The organism is Arthrobacter globiformis (genome assembly GCF_003261175.1).
GTDB classification, from domain to species: Bacteria; Actinomycetota; Actinomycetes; order Actinomycetales; family Micrococcaceae; genus Arthrobacter; species Arthrobacter globiformis_A.
The window spans coordinates 24,535-45,594 of sequence record NZ_QLNP01000074.1; the positions used below are offsets into that span (position 1 = coordinate 24,535).

Sequence of the window (21,060 nt, forward strand, 5' to 3'; positions counted from 1 at the left end):
CACGTGCGGCCTATCCGTGAATATCAAGATTGATTGATCAGCTGCGGACGGGGCGTTCGGCGAGGCTGTCGTTTCATGGAACCAGATACCTAACCAAAGGAATCCATTCAAAAGCAGCAGTGTGCTTAGGGTGCTGGGGACCCACCAGTGAATTGCCCTTGCCCAGGAAGCCCCTAACCTTGCCCATAAAGCCCCTAATTTCGATGTGCGGACTGCTTCTCGACGGCGCGCCTTTCTGAAGATGCGCCCTCTCCTAACAGCAGGGCGCGGTCGGCGCTTCAACTTTCGACCTCGTGGTGCCAGCGCTTGTTGGTGTCGTGCAGTTTCTCCTCAACGCTGGTCAGTTTGAGGGCGACGGGGATGCCGGGGCGGCCGCCGACTTTGAAGAGGAATTTGCCCAGGCCCGGGCGGACGCGTTTGCGGGATCCGCCGACGTCGGTCCATGATCCCGGGTCGGCCCAGGAGATGAGGCGGGCCTGTTCGGCCCGGGAGAGGGTGACGGCTTTGTTGAGTTTTTCCATTTCGGCTCCGGGGAGCGCGCCGCAGACGACCATGCCGGAGCGTTCGACGAAGCCGCGGGCTTTCATCCGTTCGGCCTCGGTAGGCAGGGCTTCGAGGTCGCTCATGGTGTGCGTGATCATGGCCTGCCCGACGCCCTCGGTACGGTTCAGGCGGGTCAGGGAGTCGACCCGGTCGACCATGCCTTCACCGGAGCGCAGCGCCCGCCACAGTTCGTCCATGACGACGAAGTAGTTCCGGCGCGGCTCCAGGCCGGCGTCGGCCAGGGTGTGGGCGACCTGGACGGTGGCGAACCCGGTTGACCAGCAGGCCAGCAGGCAGGCGGCCTGGATGTCGCGCTGGGTGTCGGAGATCCCTGAGAGGTCGAAGACCACGGGTTTGGTCAGGTCCATCGGTTGGTCGGTGGGCTGGGAGAACATGTCCGAGAACCGGCCCGAGCCGTCGAGGGAGTACAGCGACTGGCGCAGCTGGTCGGTCGCGTCAAGGTAGCGGCTCATGTCGCCACGGTCCAGGGCGATCGCCCGGAGCTCGTCGGGGGCGTCTTTGATGACCTCGATCAGATCCCCGATCAGCGGGACGCGGTCCAGGCGCTCGTCCAGGATGTGCAGGGCCCGGCCAATCAGGGATTCCTCGTGGGCGCTGGGCTTGGCGTTCCGCACGATGGTGATCAAAGCGGTGATCATGTTCAGGCGCCGGTTGTGCGAGTCAGCCATCAGCTGCTCGGCCAGCTTCTCCGCCTTTACCGCCGCCGCCAGCGACTGCGCTACCGCGGCCTGGTCGCCACCCGAATCGTTGAGAGTCCTGTTCGCTGTGGCCCGGTGTTCTTCCGCCGAGGCGAGCAGCCTGGCGGCGGCTTCCGTGGCTTCACCAGGGTCCAGGACGTTCAAGTGGCCGCGTCCGGGACCCAGGCTGATGACCTGCCCGCCGAGGGCTTCGATGAGGTCAACGTAGTCCGGCTTCAGGTCACCGAGGATCAACGGGTTGATGCTCCTGCCTGCCAGGCCGAGGACGATGTGCCGGACCAGGGTGGATTTGCCGTAGTGCGGCAGGCCGAGGACGAACATGGAGGGGTTGTTGATCATGCCGTGCATGAACCAGCTGATCGGATCGGCTCCGAACGGGGCCCCGGTGTCGGTGTGAACGCCGATTGGCACGCCCAGAATCGGGGTGCCGGACCCGCCCACGAACGGCCACAGACCGCAGACCTGGACCGAGGTGCCGCGCCATTCGTCGGCGGCCGTGACGTAGACGGCTTCGCCCTGTCCGCGGCCGCGCCAGCCCCGCAGGCCCGGGCGGCGGGCGACCGCGGCCGCGAGCTTCGTCGCTGGGGTCCGTTTGGTGTCAGGGGCCGGCTTGGTGGCGGGGGCTTGTCTGGCTTTCTTGCCGAACATCACATGGCCTCGCGGATCTCTTCGGGAACCTTCAGGTGCTTGGGCAGGACCAGTCCCAGCGGCAGGGACGCGGCAAAGGCAGAATCCTGCGACCCGTAAGCGCGCCGCAGCAGCAGACGCGCCGACGGGCCGAGGTTGCCCTCCACCACGGCCACGGCGTCATCAAGGTCACGGGAGGACAACACCGTGGCGGTGACCACCATGCCGAAGTTGACCAGCCCTGCACCCTTAGCTTCCTCGGCCGCGGTGGCCTGGGCTGCGCGGGCGTCGACCAGGGCGCGGGCTGTGGGCCGGTTGGTCGAGGACGCCCGGGTGAGGGCGTTGGTCTGGTCCGACTCCACGATGGCGGCCGCGCGGCCGGCTTCGATCGGCCGGTACAGCAAGGTCACGCGTTTGCGCGCAATCTCCCCATGCGGTGCGACCAGGCGGGCCAAAGCTGATGCCAGGATGTGGCCGCGGGGTGCGCCCGTCATGGACCAGGACACCGAGTGCCCGGAATCGTGGCGGTAGCCGTCCCAGTCGGCCTGGTGGGCGGACGGCCCGACGTCGCTCCAGTCCAGGTCAACAGGGGTGCCCTGGTAATGGGCTTCGTCAATGAGCCGTGCCGCTGCAGGGTCGTACGCGACCCGCACGACCTCACACAGTTCCTGGGCGTTCAACGGTGCGCACGCACCGGCGCCGGTGGATTCCAGACGCTCGGTGAGGCTGGGGAGCCGTGAGGCGAGATCCTTGGCGGTCTCGTCGGCGGTGCGTCGCTTGCCGCCGGCCCTCGCGGCGGCGCTGAACGTCAATGCGACCCAGGCCCGGATGGTGGCCGATCCCTGCGGGTATGTTCTCAGGGCCTCCCGGAGCATGGCCTTGGCGACGTCCGGGGCGTCGTCGTGGATGTTCGACTCAACTTCCCGGCGCAGCCGGGCCCCGGAATCGGGGGCAGTTTCGACCGTGACGGAGGCAGCCACGACGGCAGGTTCGTTCGACAACGACGCCAGCCAGCCGCCCCAGTTAGCCACCCAGGCATCAATCTGTTCGGGATCGACCAACGACGCCCCGTCAGGCTGTGTGCCGAAGACCACGGTGTAGTGCGCGGTGGAGGGAAGGTGGATCAACGCGAACGGGCGCCCATAGGAGTCCGTGAACTCGTACAGCTTGGAACCGGCGGCGATCCCCGGCAGCTGGAACTCGCCCCAGGGCGTCAGTCCCAACGGGCCGGAACGGTAGATGTTGGCCTTCCTGCGCCGTGCCAGGCCGAACGCCACACGGCCGAAGACCCGCTCCCCCACAGACTTGTTGTGCTTGTCGGTCACCGAGACGACGGCCAGCGCCACCCCCAGGACGAGCAGGGCAACCAGCCCGGCGAACCAGCCTCCGACGAAGAAACAGATCACCGTGATGATGAGGCCAACAAACAGTCCTGCCGTGGCCAGCCCGCCAAGAGTACCGATCCCGGCCTTACGCGGACGTCGCCAGTTGCCGTAGGTCGGTTCCCTGTAGGTGTTCTCGATCGCTGCCATCTCAGGCACCCCCCGTTGATTCTTCAGTCATGGTCTTCACGGCACCGGCGGCAGCCTGGCCGGCCTCAATGCCCTTCTGGGCCGCGGCCACACCAAGTGCAGCCGGCCCCGCCGCCGCTGCCCCGCCTGCCGCTGCCGCGCCCGAGGCGGCACCCGTGCCCCCGGCTGCCGCGCCGGAGGCGGCACCGCTGCCCCCAGCCGCCGTGGCACCGCTGCCGGCGGTTTCTGTTGCAGCAGCCTCAGTACCGGCTCCGGACGGGGCGGCCGCCGAAGTGCCCTCTCCCCCGGTCTCGCCCGGGGTCCCTGACGAACCGGCCGTTCCAGAGTCCCCGGACCCTGATGGACCCTCGGAGCCCCCTGATCCGCTGGAACTGCCGGCTGGTGCGGAAGCAACCGAACCACCACTGCCACCGCCGCGGCCGGCGCTGCCCATGCTGACAGCACCGGAAGCCAGTGCGCCGACCGTTCCCGCAGCCAAAGCTCCACCCCCGCCAGCCACGGCACCCACCATCGGAGTCACGAACCGCATCAGCGCGGGCATAGCGAACAAAGCAATGACCATCAGGGCCAAACCGGTAATTGTCGTCATCAGTGCTGAGCCGAAGTCCTTGCCGTCACCGGCGTTCCCGAAGATCTTGCTGCCGCTCAGTTGGAACGCCGTGGCGTAGACGATGGCGGCCGCGGGCTTGTAGAGAATGAAAGCGATCAGCCAGGCCGTGCACTTCTGGAACCAGCCCTTGCCGGCCTCGGTATTCGTAAAAGCTGCAGCCGTAGGGAAAATCCCTGTCAGGATGACGAGCAGCCCACCGCGGACGATCATGAGGACAATCTGCATCACGGAGGCCAGAATCGCGATCAGCCCCAGGAGGATGATCATGACCGACCCGATCGGGCTGGTTGCCGAAAGTTGCAACAGGGACGCGATGTTCTCGTTAAACGACGTCCCATCCGTGGAGCTCTCGATAATCCAGGCAGAGAACTTATCCGCGGCGACCGTCAGAAGGCCCACCGCTGCTACGCCCGCGCCCGACACGACGACCAGGGTCGCCAGCGAACGCCCCAGATCACGCAAGGGTGCACCCCTTCGCTCGATCACCATCTTTGCCGCCCCCACAAGGACGGACAGCACAGCCAGCGACGCAGTCCAAAAATAGAGACTGTCCTGCAGGAACAACACCGGATCACTCGCGCTGGATCCACCCGGGGCTGAGGTTAGGTCGGGAGTCCCCACATTCACCCAGAACGTCCCGAGCGTCTTCACAGTCTGTCCTACGGCATCAGCAATCGCTTTAGCCATGTTCTTGATTGAGTCGTTCGCGGCGTCCTCGATTGCCGCACCCGCCTGGCAAAAGGGATTTATGACATCCAGGCCTGAGCACTCAGCCATTTAGACGCCAGACCATTCGATGTAGCCGCCAAGGTCTGTAATCTGCCTCGCACCTGTGTCCCCCGTAGCCGGGACAACGAACTTCCAGTCGCCGCCGTACCACTGGAGCGGAACGGGGATGGAGACGAAGGTTCCGTTGGCTCCTTTGAAGGCAAGATCAATGACGGCTCGGTCAGCCTCATAGGAGCGGAACGTGAATCCGGCCAATTGAGCGGTGACGGAGTTCGGGGCAGCTGTAGGGGAGGATTTCAGCACGGCGTCCCGCTCCGGGCTTGGTACTGCCAACTGCTCGTAAACGAGGTCCGCTTTTCCAGCTGCCGACAATGCGGTCATACTTGCCGCTGCGTACAGCGCCCCGGTTGGTGAGTGAGCGAAGCAGGAACGGAGGCCGTTGGCTTCTGTCTTGCCGGGCCCGAACTGGGTAGGTGATGTTGGCGCGGCGACCTTTCCGACCAACTCCCATTTGGTGTCAGCCGGAGCGGTGGCGGGTTTGGCCTGGTCACCCGAGGGCAGGCCGCAGACGCTTGCGTCAGCTGTCGAACTGGGCCGCATGCTGGCGGGGCCAGATCCGGAGCTGCTTGGCTCGGCTGCAGGGTTTCCTCCCCCTTTGGGGAGCAGGGCCAGGATGATCCCGAGCGCGACTATGATCGCCACGACAACGGCCGAGATGATGAACTTAGGTTTGGTCAGCGGGTTCTGGTCTTCGTTCACTGTCGGTTCAGTCATGGCTTTCGCTCCTTAGACCAGGGCGCCTACGACACCGCCTGCGGAGGCTGCCAGGATGCAGCCGCCGAGAACCCATGCCAGGCGGCCGGCGTGCTCGCCGCCTTCGCCGCGCCGGTTGTTGATCATCATCGTTCCGGCGGTGATCAGGATGCCGGCCACGGCCAGGCCGAAAACGATCCACGCGATCCATTTGAGGATTGTCAGCAAACCTTCGGAGCCGGGAGGTGCTTCGCCGGTGCCCGGGTTCGGTATCTCGGTGATGGCAAAGCTTGACCATTCCATGGCCTTGGAGAACAACATAGGGTTTCTTCTTTCTACTTGGCCGGGAGTGCGGCGGTGGCAGTTACTGCGAGGCGTACCTGCTCGAGGATGGTGCGGGCTTCTTTGGGAAGTTCTTCGGGGGCGAGGTCGTGGCCGTAGCGCCATCCGTCCACCCAGGGAAAGTGCCACACGTGGGGCACTCCCCCACCGACGATGCGGGAGAAGTCGCGGATTTCTTTGGGGAGCCGTCCGGGAGCGTCGGCCATCACCACCAGGCCGGCGACCTGGATTTCGGCTAGCGACCGTGAAGCCCATTCACGTGCGGCCAACCGGGCCGCGGCCAGGCCGGGGATATTGGAACGGGCAACCAGGACGACGACGGATCCGGTTGCCGTCAAGGGCCAGTGATGATCGGCTGCCCTGGTGTTCTTGTCCAGGCGTGCCAGCGACGTTTCGCCCGCGCCGCCGTGCACGCCAAGCCACCAGAAACCCGGTTCCCTCCCCGCAACGTTCTTTCGGGGAAGCCGGTCCGCTTGGTCCGGCTGCGGAACACTGAGCTGCGGCCTCGTCGCCCCCGTAGGGATGAACGGCGGCTCTTCCGGGATGGCTGGAACAGGTTCGTCGATAGTTTCTGCGCCGAGCGTCACCCAGCGATTCTTTGAGACCGGCATTTCACATCCCCTACTAATGTCCGCAAAGATCGTATCGGTACCATCCGACACGAAAGGCCTTAAGTGACTCCCAATAACAGCTTTAGTACCTTTCAATCACTCCCAGTACATCACAGTACAAATTTGTGGTCTATGCTGGCTCTATGCGGTGGGACGGACTGAGCGTGGACCCCAAGTATCTGGAGGCACTTTTCGCCAAGTACCCGGAGCGTCTTACGCCTCAGGACCTCGAAGAGATCTTCGGGTTGTCCCGGAACACCGTGTACCGCTGGCTCCAAACCGGAGTGATTCCTGCCTACCAAGTCGAGAAGACATGGTTAATCGCCAGAGATCAAGTTAAGGACTGGGTCTGGGAGAACCGGAACACACTCAGGAAGGGCCAGACACCGGAAGCGAACGAGGACCAGCCCTAGGGCGAAGCCACCAGACAGATTGAGCCGGACAGATGTGAGGGGGACACATGCCATCACCAACGAGCGCGCCCGTGCTGGTCGCCGGTGCCGTCCTTGCGCCCGTCGGCTTGGTCGTGTCCATCATCCTGTTCGGCGGGGGCTCCCAGGCCGCGGCCGACGTCTGCTCACCGACCGGGTCCAGCGTCAGCGTTGACGCACGCCAGCTGCCCAAGGTGGCTGTCGCCGGCTACGGGGGCGAGCAGCTGAAGAATGCCGCCCTGATCATCAATGCAGGCAAAGCCCTTGGCCTGTCTGCCCGGGGGCAGACGATCGGTGTCATGACGGCCATGGGCGAGTCCGGGCTGAGCGTCCTGGACCACGGCGACGGACCGGGACCTGATTCCCGGGGACTGTTCCAGCAGCGCGACAACGGCGCCTGGGGCACCTACCGGGACCGGATGAACCCCACGGCCTCCGCCAGCAACTTCTTCAAGGCCCTGAAGAAGATCAACGGCTGGGAACAGCTCGAACCCACCACGGCCGCGCACAGGGTGCAGCGCAACGCGGACCCGTTCCACTACAGGCCTTACTGGGTGGCCGCCGTCGAGGCCGTCGCCGCCCTGGGCGACGTGAAGATCACCGACGCCGGCGGGGACAGCTCCTGCGGCATCCCCGGCCAATCCGGCAAAGACGATGACCTGCCCTGGAGCACGGCCAAGATCTACGAGCCATCCCCGCTGGGCATGTTCAACCGCGAATGCGTCGACTTCGCCCTCTGGCGGATCAACCAGCAGCTCGGCAGCACCACCGCCCCCTACAAGATCCTCAACAGCACCTTCCGGCCCGACGGCGCCCTGCTCGGCTCGGCCCTGACCTGGAAGGACGGCTGGGACGCCAAAGGCTGGCCCACCGGCACCACCCCACGTGTCGGAGCGGTCGTCTGGTACTCCCCCGGCACCGGAGGCGCAGACGGCACCTACGGCCACGTCGCCATCGTCAAGGCCGTCAACGGTGACGGCAGCTTCCTCGAAGAGGGCTACAACGGCAACCCCGCCCCCAACGACCACACCTACTACACCCGCACCGTACAGAACGGCACTCCCAGCGCCTTTCTCTACCTGCCCGGCAGCGACTCACCGGAGGAACCATGAAACGCATCCTGACGGCCCTCACGGCCCTGCTCCTCTGTACCTCCTGCGCGCCAGCATCCAGCACAACGCCCGCACAACCGTCACCCAACACTTCCACCACGGCGTCCACTACCGCTCCGGCCACCCTCAGCGCTGGCGGCAAGCCCCAGGCGCCCGGCGGAACAGCTCCGGCCACGCTGGGCATTGCCTGGGACGAGGCAAGTAAAACTGCCGCGCTGGAGACCGCGACCAAGGCCATGACGCTCTACGCCCGCCCCACGGTCATGGACAAGGTTTGGATCCAGGACCTCGGCCAGCTCCTGACCGTCCAGGCCACCGCCGATTACCAATACGTTGACCCGGCCAACATCCCGGTCACCAAGGTCACCGGAACAGGCCAGCTGAAGATCGATGAGAACAACGGCTTCGGCTGCCATGTCGTGTTCCCCACCGACGCCGGCGACTACGACGTCCAGCTGCTCCGCAGCGCAGCCGGCAAGCCTTGGCAGGTCAACCGTTTCACACCCCCGAACGGCAAAAAGTAAGGACAGATGATGGAAACCCAAGCTCTCGACTTCCCCAGGATCAACGCCGTTCTCCGCACCAACGGAACCGGCGAAGTCACCATCAACGGGACATCGCACGCGATCGAGGCCGCCGACGAAGCCGCCGTCCTGACCGACGCGCTACGCATCATCACCGAAACCGCTGCCCAGCTCGGCCGACCCGTGCGCGTCAGCACCACCGATCCGGACGGGCGGGGCCTCATCATCGTCTCCCCCGAAGGCGTCGTCAGCGAGGCCACTCCCAACAAGCCGACCCCCAAGCGGGAGCAGGACACCTTGCCAATTACGGGCACCCCTTCACCCGAACCGGCCAAAGTCACTGCCGCGCCTGCTCCGGCAGCACCCGTTGCCCCTCCGGTCGAGGAAACGGCCGCGCACCCTGCCGGCGCGGCCCCTGTGACCTTCGGTGCAGCTGTCTCGGATGCGGCCGCCCAGGAGCCCGCACCGGCCGCCACACCAGCCGCTGCGGAGCCTGCCACCGGGCCCAGCCTCAAAGACACTTCGTTCCTCATCAGCACCCCCGTGCTCCAGCCCGCCACCCGCGGGTGGCGCGGCGCTCTCAGCCGCCTGGGCTTCCGCATGGACCCCTCGCCCGAGGAGCTGGCCGAACGCGAAGACATCCGCACCGTGAGCCAACACTGGCCCGGCCCCCGCACCGTCGCGGTCGTCAACCGCAAGGGCGGGGCGAACAAGACGCCCACCGTCGTCATGCTCAGCGCGATCCTGGCCCGCTACAGCGGCGCTGCGACCGTCGCCTGGGACAACAACGAATCACAAGGGACGCTGGGCTGGCGCACCGAACAGGGCGGCCACAACAACAGCGTGCTGGACCTCATCGACTCATCCCAGGCCCTGCTCTCCCCCAGCGCGCAGGCAGCCGAGATCGCCCGGTTCGTTCACCACCAAACAGCCGACAAGTTCGACGTCCTGCGCTCGGACGAGAACGACGAAGGCGACCATGAAGTGACCGCCGAGGAGGTGGATATCGCCCACCAGGTACTCACGCGCTACTACCGGCTCATCGTCATGGACTCCGGAAACACGGCCCGCGCCGCCAACTGGCGGCGAATGATCCACCACACCAACCAGCTCGTCGTCCCAGTGACAGCCATCGAAAACCGCGCCGAGGCCGCGCGCCTGACCCTCCAGACGCTCGAATCCCGCGGTGGCCACGATGCCGAACTGGCCCGGAATGCCGTCGTCATCGTGTCCGAGTCCACCGACGCCAAGCGAAGCATGAGCGGCGACGCGCTCAAGCGCGCCAGAGACGAGGCCCGGCGGATCGCTGACGGCTTCGCCCCCCACGTACGCGCCGTGGTGCGGATCCCCTACGACCCCGCCCTGGTCAACGGACCCATCCGCTACGAAGCACTCCAAGAGGCAACACAGCGCGCATGGCTCGCCGCCGGAGCAGCCGTAGCTGGGGGCTTCTGAAATGAACAACCGCCGAGCTATCCGTCACAAATGCGACACGCGGCCGTTTTCTGAAAACAAATCCCCCGGAGGGCAATTACACGGTGGTAGTTTCGGAGCAGTCGCAACGGCATCGAAGTCAGTGCTAGCGGCTGGCCATACAACGATGAAGCTGTGTTCGCTACGGCGGATGCAAAATTCAAAGGACATGCACATGACGGCAGTAGCAGTAAATCGAGGCGGCGGGCGCCCTAGCAAAGGCCTGCGTAAGTTCATTGGTTTCCGCACACCGGAACACACTGCTGACGGTATCGCCAAAGTGGCAGCCCACAGGGGCCTGACCGTCACCGAATACGTTCTGTCCGTTGTAGAGCCAAAGCTTAAAGAGGACCTTGCTGCGCTCGACCAGGATGACTACCAGCAGGAGCTGCCGATCCGCATCGCCTCATAACAAAAAAGAAGGCCCGCACAAGGCGGGCCTTCGAAGCTTGAGACTTACCCTCTGGATTGCTTGCCGGCGGATCAGATTGTAAGTCGTGGAGAGCCTGAAAAGGCCATCCTTTGTGTTGCTATGAAACCGATCTGGCAGGATCGGCCCTTTTTCGTACCTCAATCCCCGAAAGGATTACCCACATCGTACATCAGCACGTCTCTGTGCTTCCAGCGCGCCCAGATTTGGGCGTGTCATGGCAGCCAGACGACCCAGCAACCGTTTGGGCTGCGCTAGCTCCGCTGCTCGCTGGCCAGCCTCGTGTCCGATTGTCTCGTGACGCAGGGAAGACCTACCCGCAGAAACACGAACGGAACCTCTCCGAATCCCTTCCTTCATTGCCTGCTGCAGTACGAATTTTCGGGAAGGACGGCACCTGCGCGGCGATCTTCCTCGACTTCGACTCCTCGGTAGCAGGTACTGAGCGGGTCCATGCCGACGTCCGCGCCGTTCAGGCATGGTTGCATTCGGTTGGGGCCCGGTGGATTGAGGACTTCTCACCGAACGGTGGCCGGCATGTTTACGTCCCGCTGGCGCAGCGGGTCACTTTCTCCGAGGCGCGTGATCTTGTCGAGGCGCTGGGCACCCGGTACCGGACCTTGGATAAGACCCCGCACCAGAACCTGCTTCACGGCTGCATGCGAACCCCCGGGTCACCGCACAAGCGTGGCGGCCACCAGGAACTGGCGATGAGTCTGTCCATGGCCTACGACATTGCCCGACGTCCTAACAACACCTCGGTATGGGCCGCCATGACCAAGGATCTAGCCGCCGAGATAAGAGCTGTCCGCGCCCTCCGCCAGGAAGAGTCCTTCAGCCGGTCCACCGCCGAAGCGCCCGTCATCGACCAGCCTAGGGGGCGGATGTCCCGCCCCATGCAGGTGCTCGCCCAGACCGGTCTGTACGACACGAACCGGTACGTCTCGGACTCGGACGCACGCCAAGCCGTCATCGTATCGGCCGTGGCCGCCGGGTTGCAGCTAATTGATGTTGAACGCCGCATGCTGCAAGGAACATGGCCGGGCCTGGCCTCCTTCTACGCGCGCTACTCCACAAAGAACCGGCTCCCTTCCCTGCGGCGTGACTGGCAGAACGCCCTCAAATACCTCAGCAAAAACAAGGCCGCCAGCAACGGAAAGAACACTGTCCGCAGATCCCCCACAAGCCAGCCAAATACACAGCCCCCCGCACTGCAGGGCATAAATCCAATTTCGAATCCCGATGCAGAGCATCGGTTCATCCGCACATGGCGCAACGCTCTGCGGATCAGGGAGGTGAACTACCAGCAATCCAGGACAGGCATGGCGAGGAGGATGGTGCTGCGGTCCATGGGGGAGGCAGCACACATGACGGCGTCCAGGTTCGTGGAGTTCGGTGTCCGTTCTATTGCCATCGCGAGCGGCTTGGACCACACCACCGTAGCGATGCATCTCCGGGAACTGCGGACCGAGGAAAATCCGCTGCTCACCTTGGTTGAGGAAGGCCGCGGAACCAAGGGAGACCTCTATATGCTCACCATCCCGGAAGAGCTGAAGACAGCGGCCGAGGATGCCAGCTGGCACAAAGGGAGAATCCACGCCCTTCGCCCGGTGTTCCGTGAACTGGGGCTGCCGGCAGCGTTCGTGTATGAGGCCTTGGAGCACTCCCCCGCCATGCTGACATCAGAAATCGTACGCGTAACCAGGCTCTCCCGGTCTGCCGTGAACGAAGCCCTGGAAGTCCTGGCTGCCTGGAATCTCATCACCCGCAGCGCCGCCCGCTCCTGGTCCACCGTCGCGGCCACCTCACTGAAGCAGCTCGCAGAGCAGTTTGGCGTCCTGGAAGCTGTCGCTGCACAGATACAGCGCTACCGCAACGATCGGATCATCTGGCGGGAATGGCTAGCCAAGAACGTCAACACCGTCGCCGAGCTGCTCTCCCCCGACGACGACTATCCGTGGGAGATGTTCGAGGAGCCACCCGACGAATGGTCACTGTCCGACATAGCTTTCAATAGAACGGGATGAGGTCCAGCGCCAAGGTTTGGTAGTTGTGAGCCCGGCTCCCCCGGCCTGTACACCTCGACGGGGATCGTTGTGGCCGTCCGCCGTACTCAGTCCCTAGTAAAGTCTTGGCGCTCTGCGTTTTCGTGCCATAACCCATGCCATAGTTCAAGCCATAAGTACTGCTAGTATCCGGGTCGCGCTCTCCGCAAAAAGATTCAAGATCACTCTGACGAAGTTTGTGTCGCCTGGATATAAAGCTTGAACGCGGCTGAGACCAGGGCGCTACGTGACGGTGCGTCGAATTCGGCGACCTTCTCATCCAGCCAGGCAACCTGCAGCCCGTCGAGACGGAGCTGGATCTGAATGCCAGCCTCTCCTCGCTTCCGCGGGGCACGACGGGGTATTCCGGATCTGGTCAGTTTGGTCTCGGTGGTGAACTCCTTGGCGATCTGCTTGTCGTCGACGGCTTCGAAGGCGTCGATTAGCAGTTCCGCATACGTGGTCCGCTCCTGGTAAATGGCATCTTTCACTTGCGCCAGGAGCGCCGGTGGCAGGTACACGCCGACGTTGCGCAGCGCCCCGGGAACCAGCTCCGAGGCTTTGGTCGCGGTAGCAACTTTCTTGGAACCAGGCTTCTGCCGCACGGCGGCCTTTGGTGCCTGGATGGATGTAGGCGTGTGCTCCGGCTGCTCTTCTGCCGCCTCAAGGGGCGTCTCCTCAGCAAGTCCCTGCTCAGTGAGTCGCTTATCCGCTTGCGGCTGCTCAGTAGGTACCTGCATGTCAGCGGGCTCCGGTGCTGGTGTTGGCGGCACCTGGATAAGTTCCCGGGCCGGTGCCTCCACGGACTCTGCGGGTTTGAGTTCCGGTGTAGGCGCGCCCCTCCCCCGCTTCGGAGCCAGCAACCCTTGCAGTGCTGCACCGCGGGCGGGCGCTACAGGTGCGAATGCCCCGGCAAGGCTCTGTCGGCCGCTCATGCTTCGTTCGCGCTTTCGATCTCGTTCAGTCGGGCAAGGATCTCGCCGGTCAGCTGCTCGTACTCTTCAGCGAGTCCACCGGCGTTGCGCGAAAAGAAGCCGTCTGCAGGCTTCTCCCCCGCCCGGAGCGCCTTTAGGCGCTTCTTCTGCGCGTCGGTTACGGCACCTTCAAGCTCGTGGAAGAGCAGGCCTTTGCGGCGGGCATCCGCGCTTGCGCTCTCCAGGTTCCTGATGCGGGTTGCGAAGACGGGTGCGACGGTGCCGAGCATTTCTTCCAACGTGTCTCGGACGCTGCGTTCGAGGCGCATGGAGCGCGGGCCGACACCGAACAGGACGATGCCCGCCAGCTGCAGGGATGGGTTCCGGTCACGTACAGCCATGAAGCGGCGTGCGATGCGTTCGACGCCATCGATGCTCGCATCGTCGGAACGGGTGGGAATGACGACTGCACTGGAGATCGCGAAGGCGCCTTCTACGAGGATCCGCTCCCCCGGAGGGGTGTCGATCAGGATCAAGTCGTAATCGTCTGCCAACGGGGCCAGGACGGCGTAGAGCATATCGCCGAAGTCGCCGGCGTCGGAGCGACTGGAGCGGGACACCATTAGGCCTTGGATGTCTTCAAGGTCCTGGCCGCCCGGGATGACGTCAAGGTTTTCCCGCACGTCGCGAAGGATCATCGGGGGCGTGCCGGCGATCAGGGCCTGGAAGAATTCTCTCCCTGTCTGTCGGTCGTATCCAAGGTCGCGGGCTAGGTCGCCCTGCGGGTCAAGGTCGATCAGCAGCACACGGGAGCCAGCCAGCGCGACGTACCCGCCAACGTTTGCTGCCGTGGTCGTCTTGCCGACTCCGCCTTTGCCGTTCGCCAAGGAGATGACCCGGTCAATGGCCCGTGTTGCTTGAGGTTTCGGGGGTGCAGGGGTTTGCAGTGATCGTGCCATCGGCCGGTGACTCTCCTACCTGGTGGTTTGCATGTTGTTCTGCTGTCAACGCTATGTGCAGTCTTGCCGAGTTGCTGGTAGTGACACGCATGCGAAGCAAGACAGGACGTTGAACCATTTTTTTCATCGGTCCCCACGTTGATACAAAGGCTTGACGTCGTATGCGTACCCCTATGTGAATCTAGGTTGGGGGTCCCGTTTGGGTCTCAGTTCGGTTTCATACCTGAAGGGACGTGTGGTTTCTCGTCTGCCGGTCGGTAAGGGCCTCAACCGGATTGAGGGTTGGGCCTGCTATAGGGCCTGTTGTTGTTTTGCCGATAAGAGCCCGTGTAGAACTGGCCATGGGGCAACTGGTCCGCATCCAAACGGTATCTCCCGCCGCTTTCGCTGCGGGAGATACGGCGGTTCTTCAAGCGCGTCTTATTCTTGACGCTCCCATAGGAGCTATGGCACGACTTATGGCGTGAAATGCCGTTGGGGAAATGGTGTGGTGCAACAAAGAATGCAGTTGCGCCGTCGGCCTGACCTCTCATGCTACCTAGTGGCCCGCCAGAACGTTCCCCGCTGGTCAGCGGTCCGCTACGTAGCGTCTGTTGCGTCACGGGCTGGTCGACGTGAGCCACGAGACGGGGCGCAGAGCCACCGGCTATCCCGCGGCAGCACATCGGCCCGTGAGTTCGTGGCGTGTGCGCTGGGACGCATTAGGGGAGTAGTGGACTGAAGGCGCCGATGTGCAGCTACCCGACATTGAGCCGGGATGGTCAATATCGACCGTTTCTGACCTGCCTCCGGCAGGCCTCCTAAAAATGTCGCAAATGTGCTCATATCGTTGGTCAAAACTGGTTTTCGAAATGAAAGCTGGTCAAAACCTACTGAGGAGGCTTTTTGACGTGTCTGGGAATGTAATTGGGTATGCGAGGGTCAGCACCCGGGGGCAGTCGTTGGATTCCCAGGTGGATGCACTCGTCGCTGCCGGGGCCGTACGCGTGTTTTCAGGAGTATGCTTCCGGCGCCACCCAGGCGAGGACCCGATGGAAGGAATGCCTGGATTACCTGCAGCCCGGCAATGTGCTGACTGTCGCCGATCTGACCAGACTCGGCCGCAGTACCGCTGACCTGGCTGACATCGTGACGGTACTGGGTCGCCGGGGGATAGGCTTCCGTTCCCTCGCTGAACCGTGGCTGGATACCACTAGCGCACACGGCAAGCTGATCTTCGACATGTTCGCGTCCCTTGCAGAGTACGAACGGTCCAGGCTGTCTGAACGGACAAAGGCTGGCCTGGCGGCGGCGAAAGCACGTGGCCGACTCGGCGGCCGCCCCCGAACGATGACTCCGTCTAAGATAGAGGCCGCCCTGCAGCTGCGCGTCCAGGGGAAAACTCTGAAGGAGACAGCTCAGATACTTAGCGTCAGCGTCTCGTCACTGACTCGGGCTCTGAGCCGGAATGACGTGCCAGAAGTCGAAACTGCAGATGCATAGCGAGCTGTTAGTTTTGGAATAAGTTGTTGGATACCAAGATTACGGAAGCTGGCTTTCCGGCAGCAGGGCAATTGGCCGGGGCTTCTAGTCGGTAGTTTCCAGCACGGCCAGCACTTGTCTGGCGGCATCCAGATGACGCACCACGACGCCGACGGCATTACGTGCCGTCCCGTACGACTGCTCAGCATCTCTTGCCAACGACAGCCGGTCATCTGCCATCAGTTCGTTGAGCTGGTCCTGAACGTCCAACAGCAGGCGGTAAAGCTCGTCAGCTGTAGCTCTCTCAATGTTCATTTGGTCCCTCAGATTCCATGTCGGGTGGCGGTACACACGGTACCCTGTGAGGCGCCAGCGTTCCCGCCATGGCTCACCTGTCGGTATTTGAACCACCGTCTGCTGTGACCCGTCAGGCTTAATCGTCGAAGGTAGTAGCGGCCGGCGACATCGGCGAGAAATGGCGAGCTCTGAGTTGCCGGTGAGCTACCGGGTTCCGTAAGCGGCGAATAGTGCCCGAAGTGCGTTCATCAGGAGTTTGGCTGTAGCGGCGCTGGCGAGCAGAACGATAAAGGCCCCGAGGTGACAGAGGAACATCAGGAACCCAATACCTAGGGTGCCGGCATATACGAGATTGAAGACCAGAGTGGAGGAGTCGTGCATTCAGTGCCCGTCAGGCGGTCGTCGCTGGGGTTCCTCTACATGAAGCGGCGCAGCCTTGTCGGCCCAGCGTTCGTGGGCGGACTGGCGGCTGATGCCTACTGCACGGCCTATATCTGCCCAAGACGCCCCGGTCGCCTTCGCAGCGGCGACGGTCTTGGCCAGTCGGCGGCCTGCCCGGTTGTAGTCGCGCGCGGCTGCTTCCAGGCCGAGAAGCGCTTCAGAGGGTGCGACGTGGGCGTTCCACTCGTTGTGGATGGCGTCTTCGACTCTTAGTGAGGCGTGAGCGGAATCGTCCGCGGAGATGTAGTCACGGCGGCGGTTGAAGTCGGCAGCCGTGGGGGAGGCGACCCTTTCCCACCTGTCGCCTTGCCATCCGCACGAGCAGTGTCCCCGCCACCCGACGATCTCGCTGTCGGGGACCACCTCGTAGTCGGGCCGCATCCTGTCAGGCTCGTAGCGGCCGGTCAAACCGCGAAAAAGCATTCCTGCGCCTGATGATGTTATGGACAGCCGCCCGTCAGGGGCAACGCACGCTGCCCAGCCCTCGTGCTCGTTATCTGTTGATACCCAGCCCATGACCTTCGACCCCCCTCGTGTCAGGCACTCCTGACGATCATTGTGGCAGGGGTCAGAGGTAAGGAATAGAGGAGTCCGGCCAACGGAACCGATGTGCTGGCACGCCCAAGCGAGCCGCTAGCGGTTGGCAAAAAGGATCATGGCCGGCCGAAAAGTGTCGAAGCATCTAGCTGCGGAGACAATGCAGGTCTGTCAGCGCCATTGCTTCTCCCGCCCCTGAGGTGTCCGTCAGCTTCACAATGGCATCTTTGCCCTGGGGAAGCGCAGCGGTAATGCTGTTGGCTTTGCCGACAGATGCGCCGCCGGCGTCGACCGTAGCCTCCACGTACAGGCCACCCGGACAACCCGCCGGTGCCATGGTGGTGACGTGCACGACGAGGCATTTGGAGTAGCTGCAGCTGTAGTCGGACTTGTCCGCGAACTGGTAGTAGAAGTCACCGGAAAACTGCTTCCAGCCGAGCTTCTCCATTTCGGTCTTGGTCCTCTCGGCTTCGCCTCCATCGCTTGCTTCGAAGTCGGCAAGGGCCTTCGCGTCCTTTTCGCGCTGGGCCTTGTTGTCCGCGTCCACTTTGGCCCAAAATGCGTCGGATTCGGCCTTCTTCTTCTCGGCCGCCTCATCCTCTTTCGCCTTTGCTGCCGCCTGCGCCTGAGCAACCTGTTGGGCGGGCAAAGCCTGTCCCAACCAATAGAGTCCCGCTAAGGCGAGCATGATGGCCAGACCGATTCCGGACAGGACGAACGGAAGCCGGCGCTTTGGTGTGCCATTGACCTTGATGGGTTTCGGCAGCTTGACTTTCCCGGACATAGTTTCCCCCTTGCGCCCCGGCTTTGCCGCCGGTGAAGCTTTTCAAGAGAGGATATGTGGTCAGCGTCTGTTTTCCGCTGTGTGTCGCAGCGGGGTCATGGAGCGAACTATCCAGCGCTACCTAACGGTAAAAATCCTCGATATTCGGACTAACTTCGACCCATCCGTCGAGTTTCTCCGCGATGCCTTCGGCTTCGAGTTCAGTACGGTCGACCCCGCCGCTCATCCGATAGTCACTTTTGCTGAGGAGACCTGGAGTAACGGAAACCATCCAATTTTCTCCCATGGCCTGAGAGGCTCCCTTAAATCTTGAGACAGAGTCTGCGAAACCCGTAGTGGAATGCCCGACTACTGCGACCAGCTTCAAGCTAGGTGCGTGATCGCAGACCACCACGTCAACTGTCATTGACTCGGATACCCGCTTCTCTTCTGGACTCTCACATTCCTCACCAGTCAGGTAGGAGTGACTCTCAAGAACGTCTTGCAGAGACACTAAATCTGGATTCGGCGTGCTGGTTGTAGGCATGCTCTCTCCCACCGAAGTGGTGGAACAACCGGCCAAAATGGGCGTTCCGGCAGCGAGGGCTCCGACGGCAAGTGCCCTAAGGATTTTCGACTTTAATGCGTGGCGCGACGCCGGAGTGGGCAGCATGGATAGGACCTTTTTCTCAAATTTCTAACAGGGCTTCCGCCAGCGCTATGACCCGTCAATTACTGGGATTCACGCCTTGATGCCGGGGTCAGCCCGGGATGGCACCAAAGTATGCTAGCAGCGTTACGGGCTATGTCAGGCATAATCGTTCGCACCCTGCAAGAGAGGTGAACATGGGATACGAGGCGTCTCACGGACTGAGCACCGCGAGGACTCTCATCCAGACTCCTGGGTGGAGGCGGTCACGAGCGCTTGCGAACTAGCTGCGGCTGCGTCCTGAAAGTCACTTTTGTGACAGGGTTTGTGGCGGAGCCTTTTGGGACAACATCCGGAGCAGTCAGATTACCCCGTTCCCCCGGATCCCGATCCGGGGGAGCGCCCCACCCGAAGACGTTTCAGCTCCAAGGAAGCGGGACACTCCTGCAGGGCCACCAGAGTCACAACCTCAAGCACCTTGAGCTGGGGAGGCGGTTGCGCTCCCGGTATGTGGGCGAGCCCGAGCTAGAGGCGTTCCGGGCTGCTCGTGGAACTACGACGCCAATCTTGTCCGTCAATGTGATAGGTCATTCCGGCAGTGAAACGGATCATCGGCTTACCGCTAAGTTCCTCTGCCCGCGCAGGTACATCCTCAATCTCGATCAGCTGGCGGAAGTCGGATCCCGGCTGAATGTGAAAGTCAGCAGGCAATGAACGCTTGGGTTTTAGCTGCTCATCGAGGGTTATGGCATGCACGGAGGCACCGTACTTTGAGCGGTTCTTAATCCAGACATGAATGCTCGTCATCATTTGCCCCGGCCCAGAACCGTGGGCAGCACCACCCTCCAAAGAAATGGACACGCTTTTGGCCTGATTTATCTCGGCCTGTTCGCGCGCGAGCTGCCCAGCTCTGTCTTTCTCATGTTCGGCCTGACGAGTTCTCTCCCGCTCTGCCTGATCCGACCGGAAACTTCGGACGGCCCAGAGAAGTGTGAGGACCGTTGCTACAGCACCAAACCAAGTGCCAGTCGCTTCAATCCAATCGGGCGTCCAGCTGTTCACGATCAACAACGCGAGGCACGCGCCGAGAGTGAGCCCGGCGATTCCCCACATGAGATGAACGATCATTCGAGAAGACATGGCACCACAGTAGCTACAAGACGCCTCAACCCAATTTTTGGCAGATTACGCGGGATCCTGTTTCGGATAGGGAGTGTCCCCGTTTCGGGGCGTTCTGGTTCCAAGGAAGTGGCACACTCTCTGTCGGGGGTTTGTGGTGTGCTCCTAGGAGGACTGTCAGCTTGAATAGGCCTTAATTTCTATGGACTTTGGGGGGAGAAAGAGATGCCACTTGCCGCTTACCTAGCTGGTGAACGCATTGAGGCGCCGTTTGTGAACGACGCAGACTGGGAAGATCTGCGCGGGCGGTGCAAAACAGGGGAGACCCTGACTATGTCTTGCGGCCAGCCGGGTAAGCCGCGGATCTCCAAAAACGGGTTGAAGCATTTTTACCATCATGGAAAGACTGACTGTTCCTTACATCCCGGTGGGGAATCTGCGGACCACCTGGAAATGAAGTCCTTGGTGGCGGCGGCCGCACGCGACGCCGGCTGGGATGCCGTCATCGAACAGGCCGCCCCTGATAGGTCATGGATTGCTGATGTGATGGCTACCCGGGGGACAGAGAAATGGGCTCTCGAAATTCAATTCTCGCGCCAGGACGCTGCCGAGTTTCGGCGACGGCAGGAACGCTACGAAGCAGAGGGCATACGGTGCTTTTGGTTAGTTCCGGAAGTGAATCGTGAAGCTGCTGCAGCTGTGCCGTCGGCACTGATTGGTGGAGAGTCGGGAGCAAGGACTCTCAGCCTGCCTGGCCCGTTCATCGTTCCTGTCACCACCGGTCCTGCTGAAGCTATCAACAGCTTGCTGAACCACGGAATTAAGCAGCGCATTGAACCGGTCGTTCGGGCGTACTCATTGGAAACGGCGATGATCAAATGCTGGCGAGAGAGCTGTAAGCGGTGGATCACGGCATGGAGGCTCGAAAGCCTTCAGGTGGAAACAAGGTGTGGATACACGGGCAGTTTGGTCGCAATCCACCACTACGACTCCAGGGACTTCCTCACAGACAGGGTTGAGCGGCTTATTGCAGCCAGGGTCATGCCCATGCTTAAGCAGGCGGATCTGCCGGCACCCATGTTTTTGGCGACCAGGTTCAGTAAAGCGGCGGACCGCTCTTACCTGGCATTCTGTTGTCCCTTCTGCAATAGCCTCCAGGGCGATACCCCGCTCAACCATGGCAGCGTCAACTGGCGCAGTTACGTCGTGGAAGGATGGTTGCCATTGCCCATCAGTCAAGGCGTCCTGTCTCGCGAGCACCTTTGCGTAGACGTCGGGCGAGGGCATTGCAGCCAAGAGCCTCATGCGCCAGAGGGACCAACTTTTCCGGACGGCAAGGCTCACTGGGTTAGAGCGACACCCGAGCTGTTGGGCAGCGAACTTCCCCCGCTACCACGGCGCGGAGAACGGAAGGGCCAGTAAGGGGGCAACGTTCCGGT

Annotated in this window: 20 protein-coding genes and 1 pseudogene; 8 read left to right on the plus strand and 13 right to left on the minus strand. The window is 62.6% G+C overall.

All coding sequences use genetic code 11. From position 1 onward, the window contains the following. Positions 1-278: 278 nt before the first annotated feature. Genes DBZ45_RS10450 through DBZ45_RS10475 form a run of 6 tightly spaced genes read right to left on the minus strand, consistent with a single transcriptional unit; the run spans position 279 to position 6,442 of the window. Entirely contained in the window at positions 279-1,910 is a 1,632-nt protein-coding gene (locus DBZ45_RS10450) for an ATP/GTP-binding protein (protein WP_111903844.1), read from the minus strand. Continuing rightward, positions 1,910-3,421 carry an SCO6880 family protein gene (locus DBZ45_RS10455; RefSeq protein ID WP_111903845.1) on the minus strand — a complete coding sequence of 504 codons (1,512 nt, stop codon included), beginning with the start codon at positions 3,419-3,421 and terminating at the stop codon, positions 1,910-1,912. The genes DBZ45_RS10450 and DBZ45_RS10455 overlap by 1 nt, the downstream gene beginning before the upstream one ends. 1 nt (position 3,422) lies before the next feature. After that, positions 3,423-4,808 (minus strand): hypothetical protein, encoded by a 1,386-nt coding sequence (locus DBZ45_RS10460; RefSeq protein WP_111903846.1) that lies wholly within the window; start codon positions 4,806-4,808, stop codon positions 3,423-3,425. Continuing rightward, positions 4,809-5,534 (minus strand): hypothetical protein, encoded by a 726-nt coding sequence (locus DBZ45_RS10465; protein ID WP_111903847.1) that lies wholly within the window; start codon positions 5,532-5,534, stop codon positions 4,809-4,811. Between the two features lie 12 nt (positions 5,535-5,546). Then, positions 5,547-5,834, minus strand: coding sequence for a hypothetical protein (locus DBZ45_RS10470; RefSeq protein WP_111903848.1), 288 nt, complete (start codon positions 5,832-5,834; stop codon positions 5,547-5,549). Between the two features lie 14 nt (positions 5,835-5,848). Then, complete coding sequence (locus DBZ45_RS10475) at positions 5,849-6,442, minus strand: DUF6668 family protein (protein ID WP_223257009.1); 594 nt, start codon at positions 6,440-6,442, stop codon at positions 5,849-5,851. 167 nt (positions 6,443-6,609) lie between these two features. Between DBZ45_RS10475 and DBZ45_RS10480 the strand changes: the two genes are divergently transcribed. The 6 genes from DBZ45_RS10480 to DBZ45_RS10505 all read left to right on the plus strand — a co-directional run bounded on the left by DBZ45_RS10480 (position 6,610) and on the right by DBZ45_RS10505 (position 12,463). Next, a complete protein-coding gene (locus DBZ45_RS10480; protein WP_111903850.1) occupies positions 6,610-6,879 on the plus strand; it encodes a helix-turn-helix domain-containing protein in 270 nt (89 codons plus the stop codon). A 47-nt stretch (positions 6,880-6,926) separates the two neighbouring features. Continuing rightward, the gene (locus DBZ45_RS10485; protein WP_111903851.1) at positions 6,927-8,009 is read left to right on the plus strand and encodes a CHAP domain-containing protein; all 1,083 of its coding nucleotides are present in this window, start codon (positions 6,927-6,929) and stop codon (positions 8,007-8,009) included. Next, entirely contained in the window at positions 8,006-8,533 is a 528-nt protein-coding gene (locus tag DBZ45_RS10490; RefSeq protein ID WP_111903852.1) for a hypothetical protein, read from the plus strand. Before DBZ45_RS10485 ends, DBZ45_RS10490 begins: the two co-directional genes overlap by 4 nt. A gap of 6 nt (positions 8,534-8,539) precedes the next feature. Further along, positions 8,540-9,988: a MinD/ParA family ATP-binding protein gene (locus tag DBZ45_RS10495; RefSeq protein WP_111903853.1), complete on the plus strand. Its 1,449-nt coding sequence runs from the start codon at positions 8,540-8,542 to the stop codon at positions 9,986-9,988. Positions 9,989-10,181: 193 nt separating this feature from the next. Next, positions 10,182-10,418, plus strand: coding sequence for a hypothetical protein (locus DBZ45_RS10500; RefSeq protein WP_087874225.1), 237 nt, complete (start codon positions 10,182-10,184; stop codon positions 10,416-10,418). Between the two features lie 203 nt (positions 10,419-10,621). Then, positions 10,622-12,463 (plus strand): helix-turn-helix domain-containing protein, encoded by a 1,842-nt coding sequence (locus DBZ45_RS10505; RefSeq protein WP_223257010.1) that lies wholly within the window; start codon positions 10,622-10,624, stop codon positions 12,461-12,463. Between the two features lie 200 nt (positions 12,464-12,663). Here the strand turns inward: DBZ45_RS10505 and DBZ45_RS10510 are convergent, their stop codons facing one another. Both DBZ45_RS10510 and DBZ45_RS10515 read right to left on the minus strand, forming a co-directional pair. Then, entirely contained in the window at positions 12,664-13,221 is a 558-nt protein-coding gene (locus tag DBZ45_RS10510) for a hypothetical protein (RefSeq protein ID WP_223257011.1), read from the minus strand. 191 nt (positions 13,222-13,412) lie between these two features. Further along, the gene (locus DBZ45_RS10515) at positions 13,413-14,354 is read right to left on the minus strand and encodes a ParA family protein (protein WP_111903856.1); all 942 of its coding nucleotides are present in this window, start codon (positions 14,352-14,354) and stop codon (positions 13,413-13,415) included. A gap of 890 nt (positions 14,355-15,244) precedes the next feature. Here DBZ45_RS10515 and DBZ45_RS10520 point away from each other — a divergent pair. Then, a pseudogene (locus tag DBZ45_RS10520) lies at positions 15,245-15,836 on the plus strand (recombinase family protein). Positions 15,837-15,920: 84 nt separating this feature from the next. On the opposite strand, the gene DBZ45_RS10525 reads toward DBZ45_RS10520, so the two are convergent. The 5 genes from DBZ45_RS10525 to DBZ45_RS10540 form a co-directional block, all read right to left on the minus strand. Further along, entirely contained in the window at positions 15,921-16,130 is a 210-nt protein-coding gene (locus DBZ45_RS10525; protein WP_111903857.1) for a hypothetical protein, read from the minus strand. Positions 16,131-16,493: 363 nt separating this feature from the next. Further along, positions 16,494-16,976: an AsnC family protein gene (locus DBZ45_RS10530; RefSeq protein ID WP_111903858.1), complete on the minus strand. Its 483-nt coding sequence runs from the start codon at positions 16,974-16,976 to the stop codon at positions 16,494-16,496. 259 nt (positions 16,977-17,235) lie between these two features. After that, a complete protein-coding gene (locus tag DBZ45_RS10535) occupies positions 17,236-17,874 on the minus strand; it encodes a hypothetical protein (protein ID WP_111903859.1) in 639 nt (212 codons plus the stop codon). A 121-nt stretch (positions 17,875-17,995) separates the two neighbouring features. Continuing rightward, positions 17,996-18,400 carry a hypothetical protein gene (locus DBZ45_RS22660; protein WP_146617486.1) on the minus strand — a complete coding sequence of 135 codons (405 nt, stop codon included), beginning with the start codon at positions 18,398-18,400 and terminating at the stop codon, positions 17,996-17,998. A gap of 627 nt (positions 18,401-19,027) precedes the next feature. Further along, positions 19,028-19,642, minus strand: coding sequence for a hypothetical protein (locus DBZ45_RS10540; protein ID WP_146617487.1), 615 nt, complete (start codon positions 19,640-19,642; stop codon positions 19,028-19,030). A 204-nt stretch (positions 19,643-19,846) separates the two neighbouring features. Between DBZ45_RS10540 and DBZ45_RS10545 the strand changes: the two genes are divergently transcribed. Then, positions 19,847-21,043 (plus strand): competence protein CoiA, encoded by a 1,197-nt coding sequence (locus tag DBZ45_RS10545; RefSeq protein ID WP_111903861.1) that lies wholly within the window; start codon positions 19,847-19,849, stop codon positions 21,041-21,043. The last annotated feature ends 17 nt before the right edge of the window (positions 21,044-21,060 follow it).

What these genes read in the sequence shown, in the direction of transcription:
- DBZ45_RS10525 (WP_111903857.1), bottom strand. Translation starts at nt 16,130, where the DNA reads ATGAACATTGAGAGAGCTACAGCTGACGAGCTTTACCGCCTGCTGTTG.
- DBZ45_RS10455 (WP_111903845.1), bottom strand. Translation starts at nt 3,421, where the DNA reads ATGGCAGCGATCGAGAACACCTACAGGGAACCGACCTACGGCAACTGG.
- DBZ45_RS10495 (WP_111903853.1), top strand. Translation starts at nt 8,540, where the DNA reads ATGATGGAAACCCAAGCTCTCGACTTCCCCAGGATCAACGCCGTTCTC.
- DBZ45_RS22660 (WP_146617486.1), bottom strand. Translation starts at nt 18,400, where the DNA reads ATGCCTACAACCAGCACGCCGAATCCAGATTTAGTGTCTCTGCAAGAC.
- DBZ45_RS10545 (WP_111903861.1), top strand. Translation starts at nt 19,847, where the DNA reads ATGCCACTTGCCGCTTACCTAGCTGGTGAACGCATTGAGGCGCCGTTT.
- DBZ45_RS10465 (WP_111903847.1), bottom strand. Translation starts at nt 5,534, where the DNA reads ATGACTGAACCGACAGTGAACGAAGACCAGAACCCGCTGACCAAACCT.
- DBZ45_RS10515 (WP_111903856.1), bottom strand. Translation starts at nt 14,354, where the DNA reads ATGGCACGATCACTGCAAACCCCTGCACCCCCGAAACCTCAAGCAACA.
- DBZ45_RS10500 (WP_087874225.1), top strand. Translation starts at nt 10,182, where the DNA reads ATGACGGCAGTAGCAGTAAATCGAGGCGGCGGGCGCCCTAGCAAAGGC.
- DBZ45_RS10510 (WP_223257011.1), bottom strand. Translation starts at nt 13,221, where the DNA reads ATGCAGGTACCTACTGAGCAGCCGCAAGCGGATAAGCGACTCACTGAG.
- DBZ45_RS10485 (WP_111903851.1), top strand. Translation starts at nt 6,927, where the DNA reads ATGCCATCACCAACGAGCGCGCCCGTGCTGGTCGCCGGTGCCGTCCTT.
- DBZ45_RS10460 (WP_111903846.1), bottom strand. Translation starts at nt 4,808, where the DNA reads ATGGCTGAGTGCTCAGGCCTGGATGTCATAAATCCCTTTTGCCAGGCG.
- DBZ45_RS10480 (WP_111903850.1), top strand. Translation starts at nt 6,610, where the DNA reads ATGCGGTGGGACGGACTGAGCGTGGACCCCAAGTATCTGGAGGCACTT.
- DBZ45_RS10450 (WP_111903844.1), bottom strand. Translation starts at nt 1,910, where the DNA reads ATGTTCGGCAAGAAAGCCAGACAAGCCCCCGCCACCAAGCCGGCCCCT.
- DBZ45_RS10470 (WP_111903848.1), bottom strand. Translation starts at nt 5,834, where the DNA reads ATGTTGTTCTCCAAGGCCATGGAATGGTCAAGCTTTGCCATCACCGAG.
- DBZ45_RS10540 (WP_146617487.1), bottom strand. Translation starts at nt 19,642, where the DNA reads ATGTCTTCTCGAATGATCGTTCATCTCATGTGGGGAATCGCCGGGCTC.
- DBZ45_RS10535 (WP_111903859.1), bottom strand. Translation starts at nt 17,874, where the DNA reads ATGTCCGGGAAAGTCAAGCTGCCGAAACCCATCAAGGTCAATGGCACA.
- DBZ45_RS10490 (WP_111903852.1), top strand. Translation starts at nt 8,006, where the DNA reads ATGAAACGCATCCTGACGGCCCTCACGGCCCTGCTCCTCTGTACCTCC.
- DBZ45_RS10530 (WP_111903858.1), bottom strand. Translation starts at nt 16,976, where the DNA reads ATGCTTTTTCGCGGTTTGACCGGCCGCTACGAGCCTGACAGGATGCGG.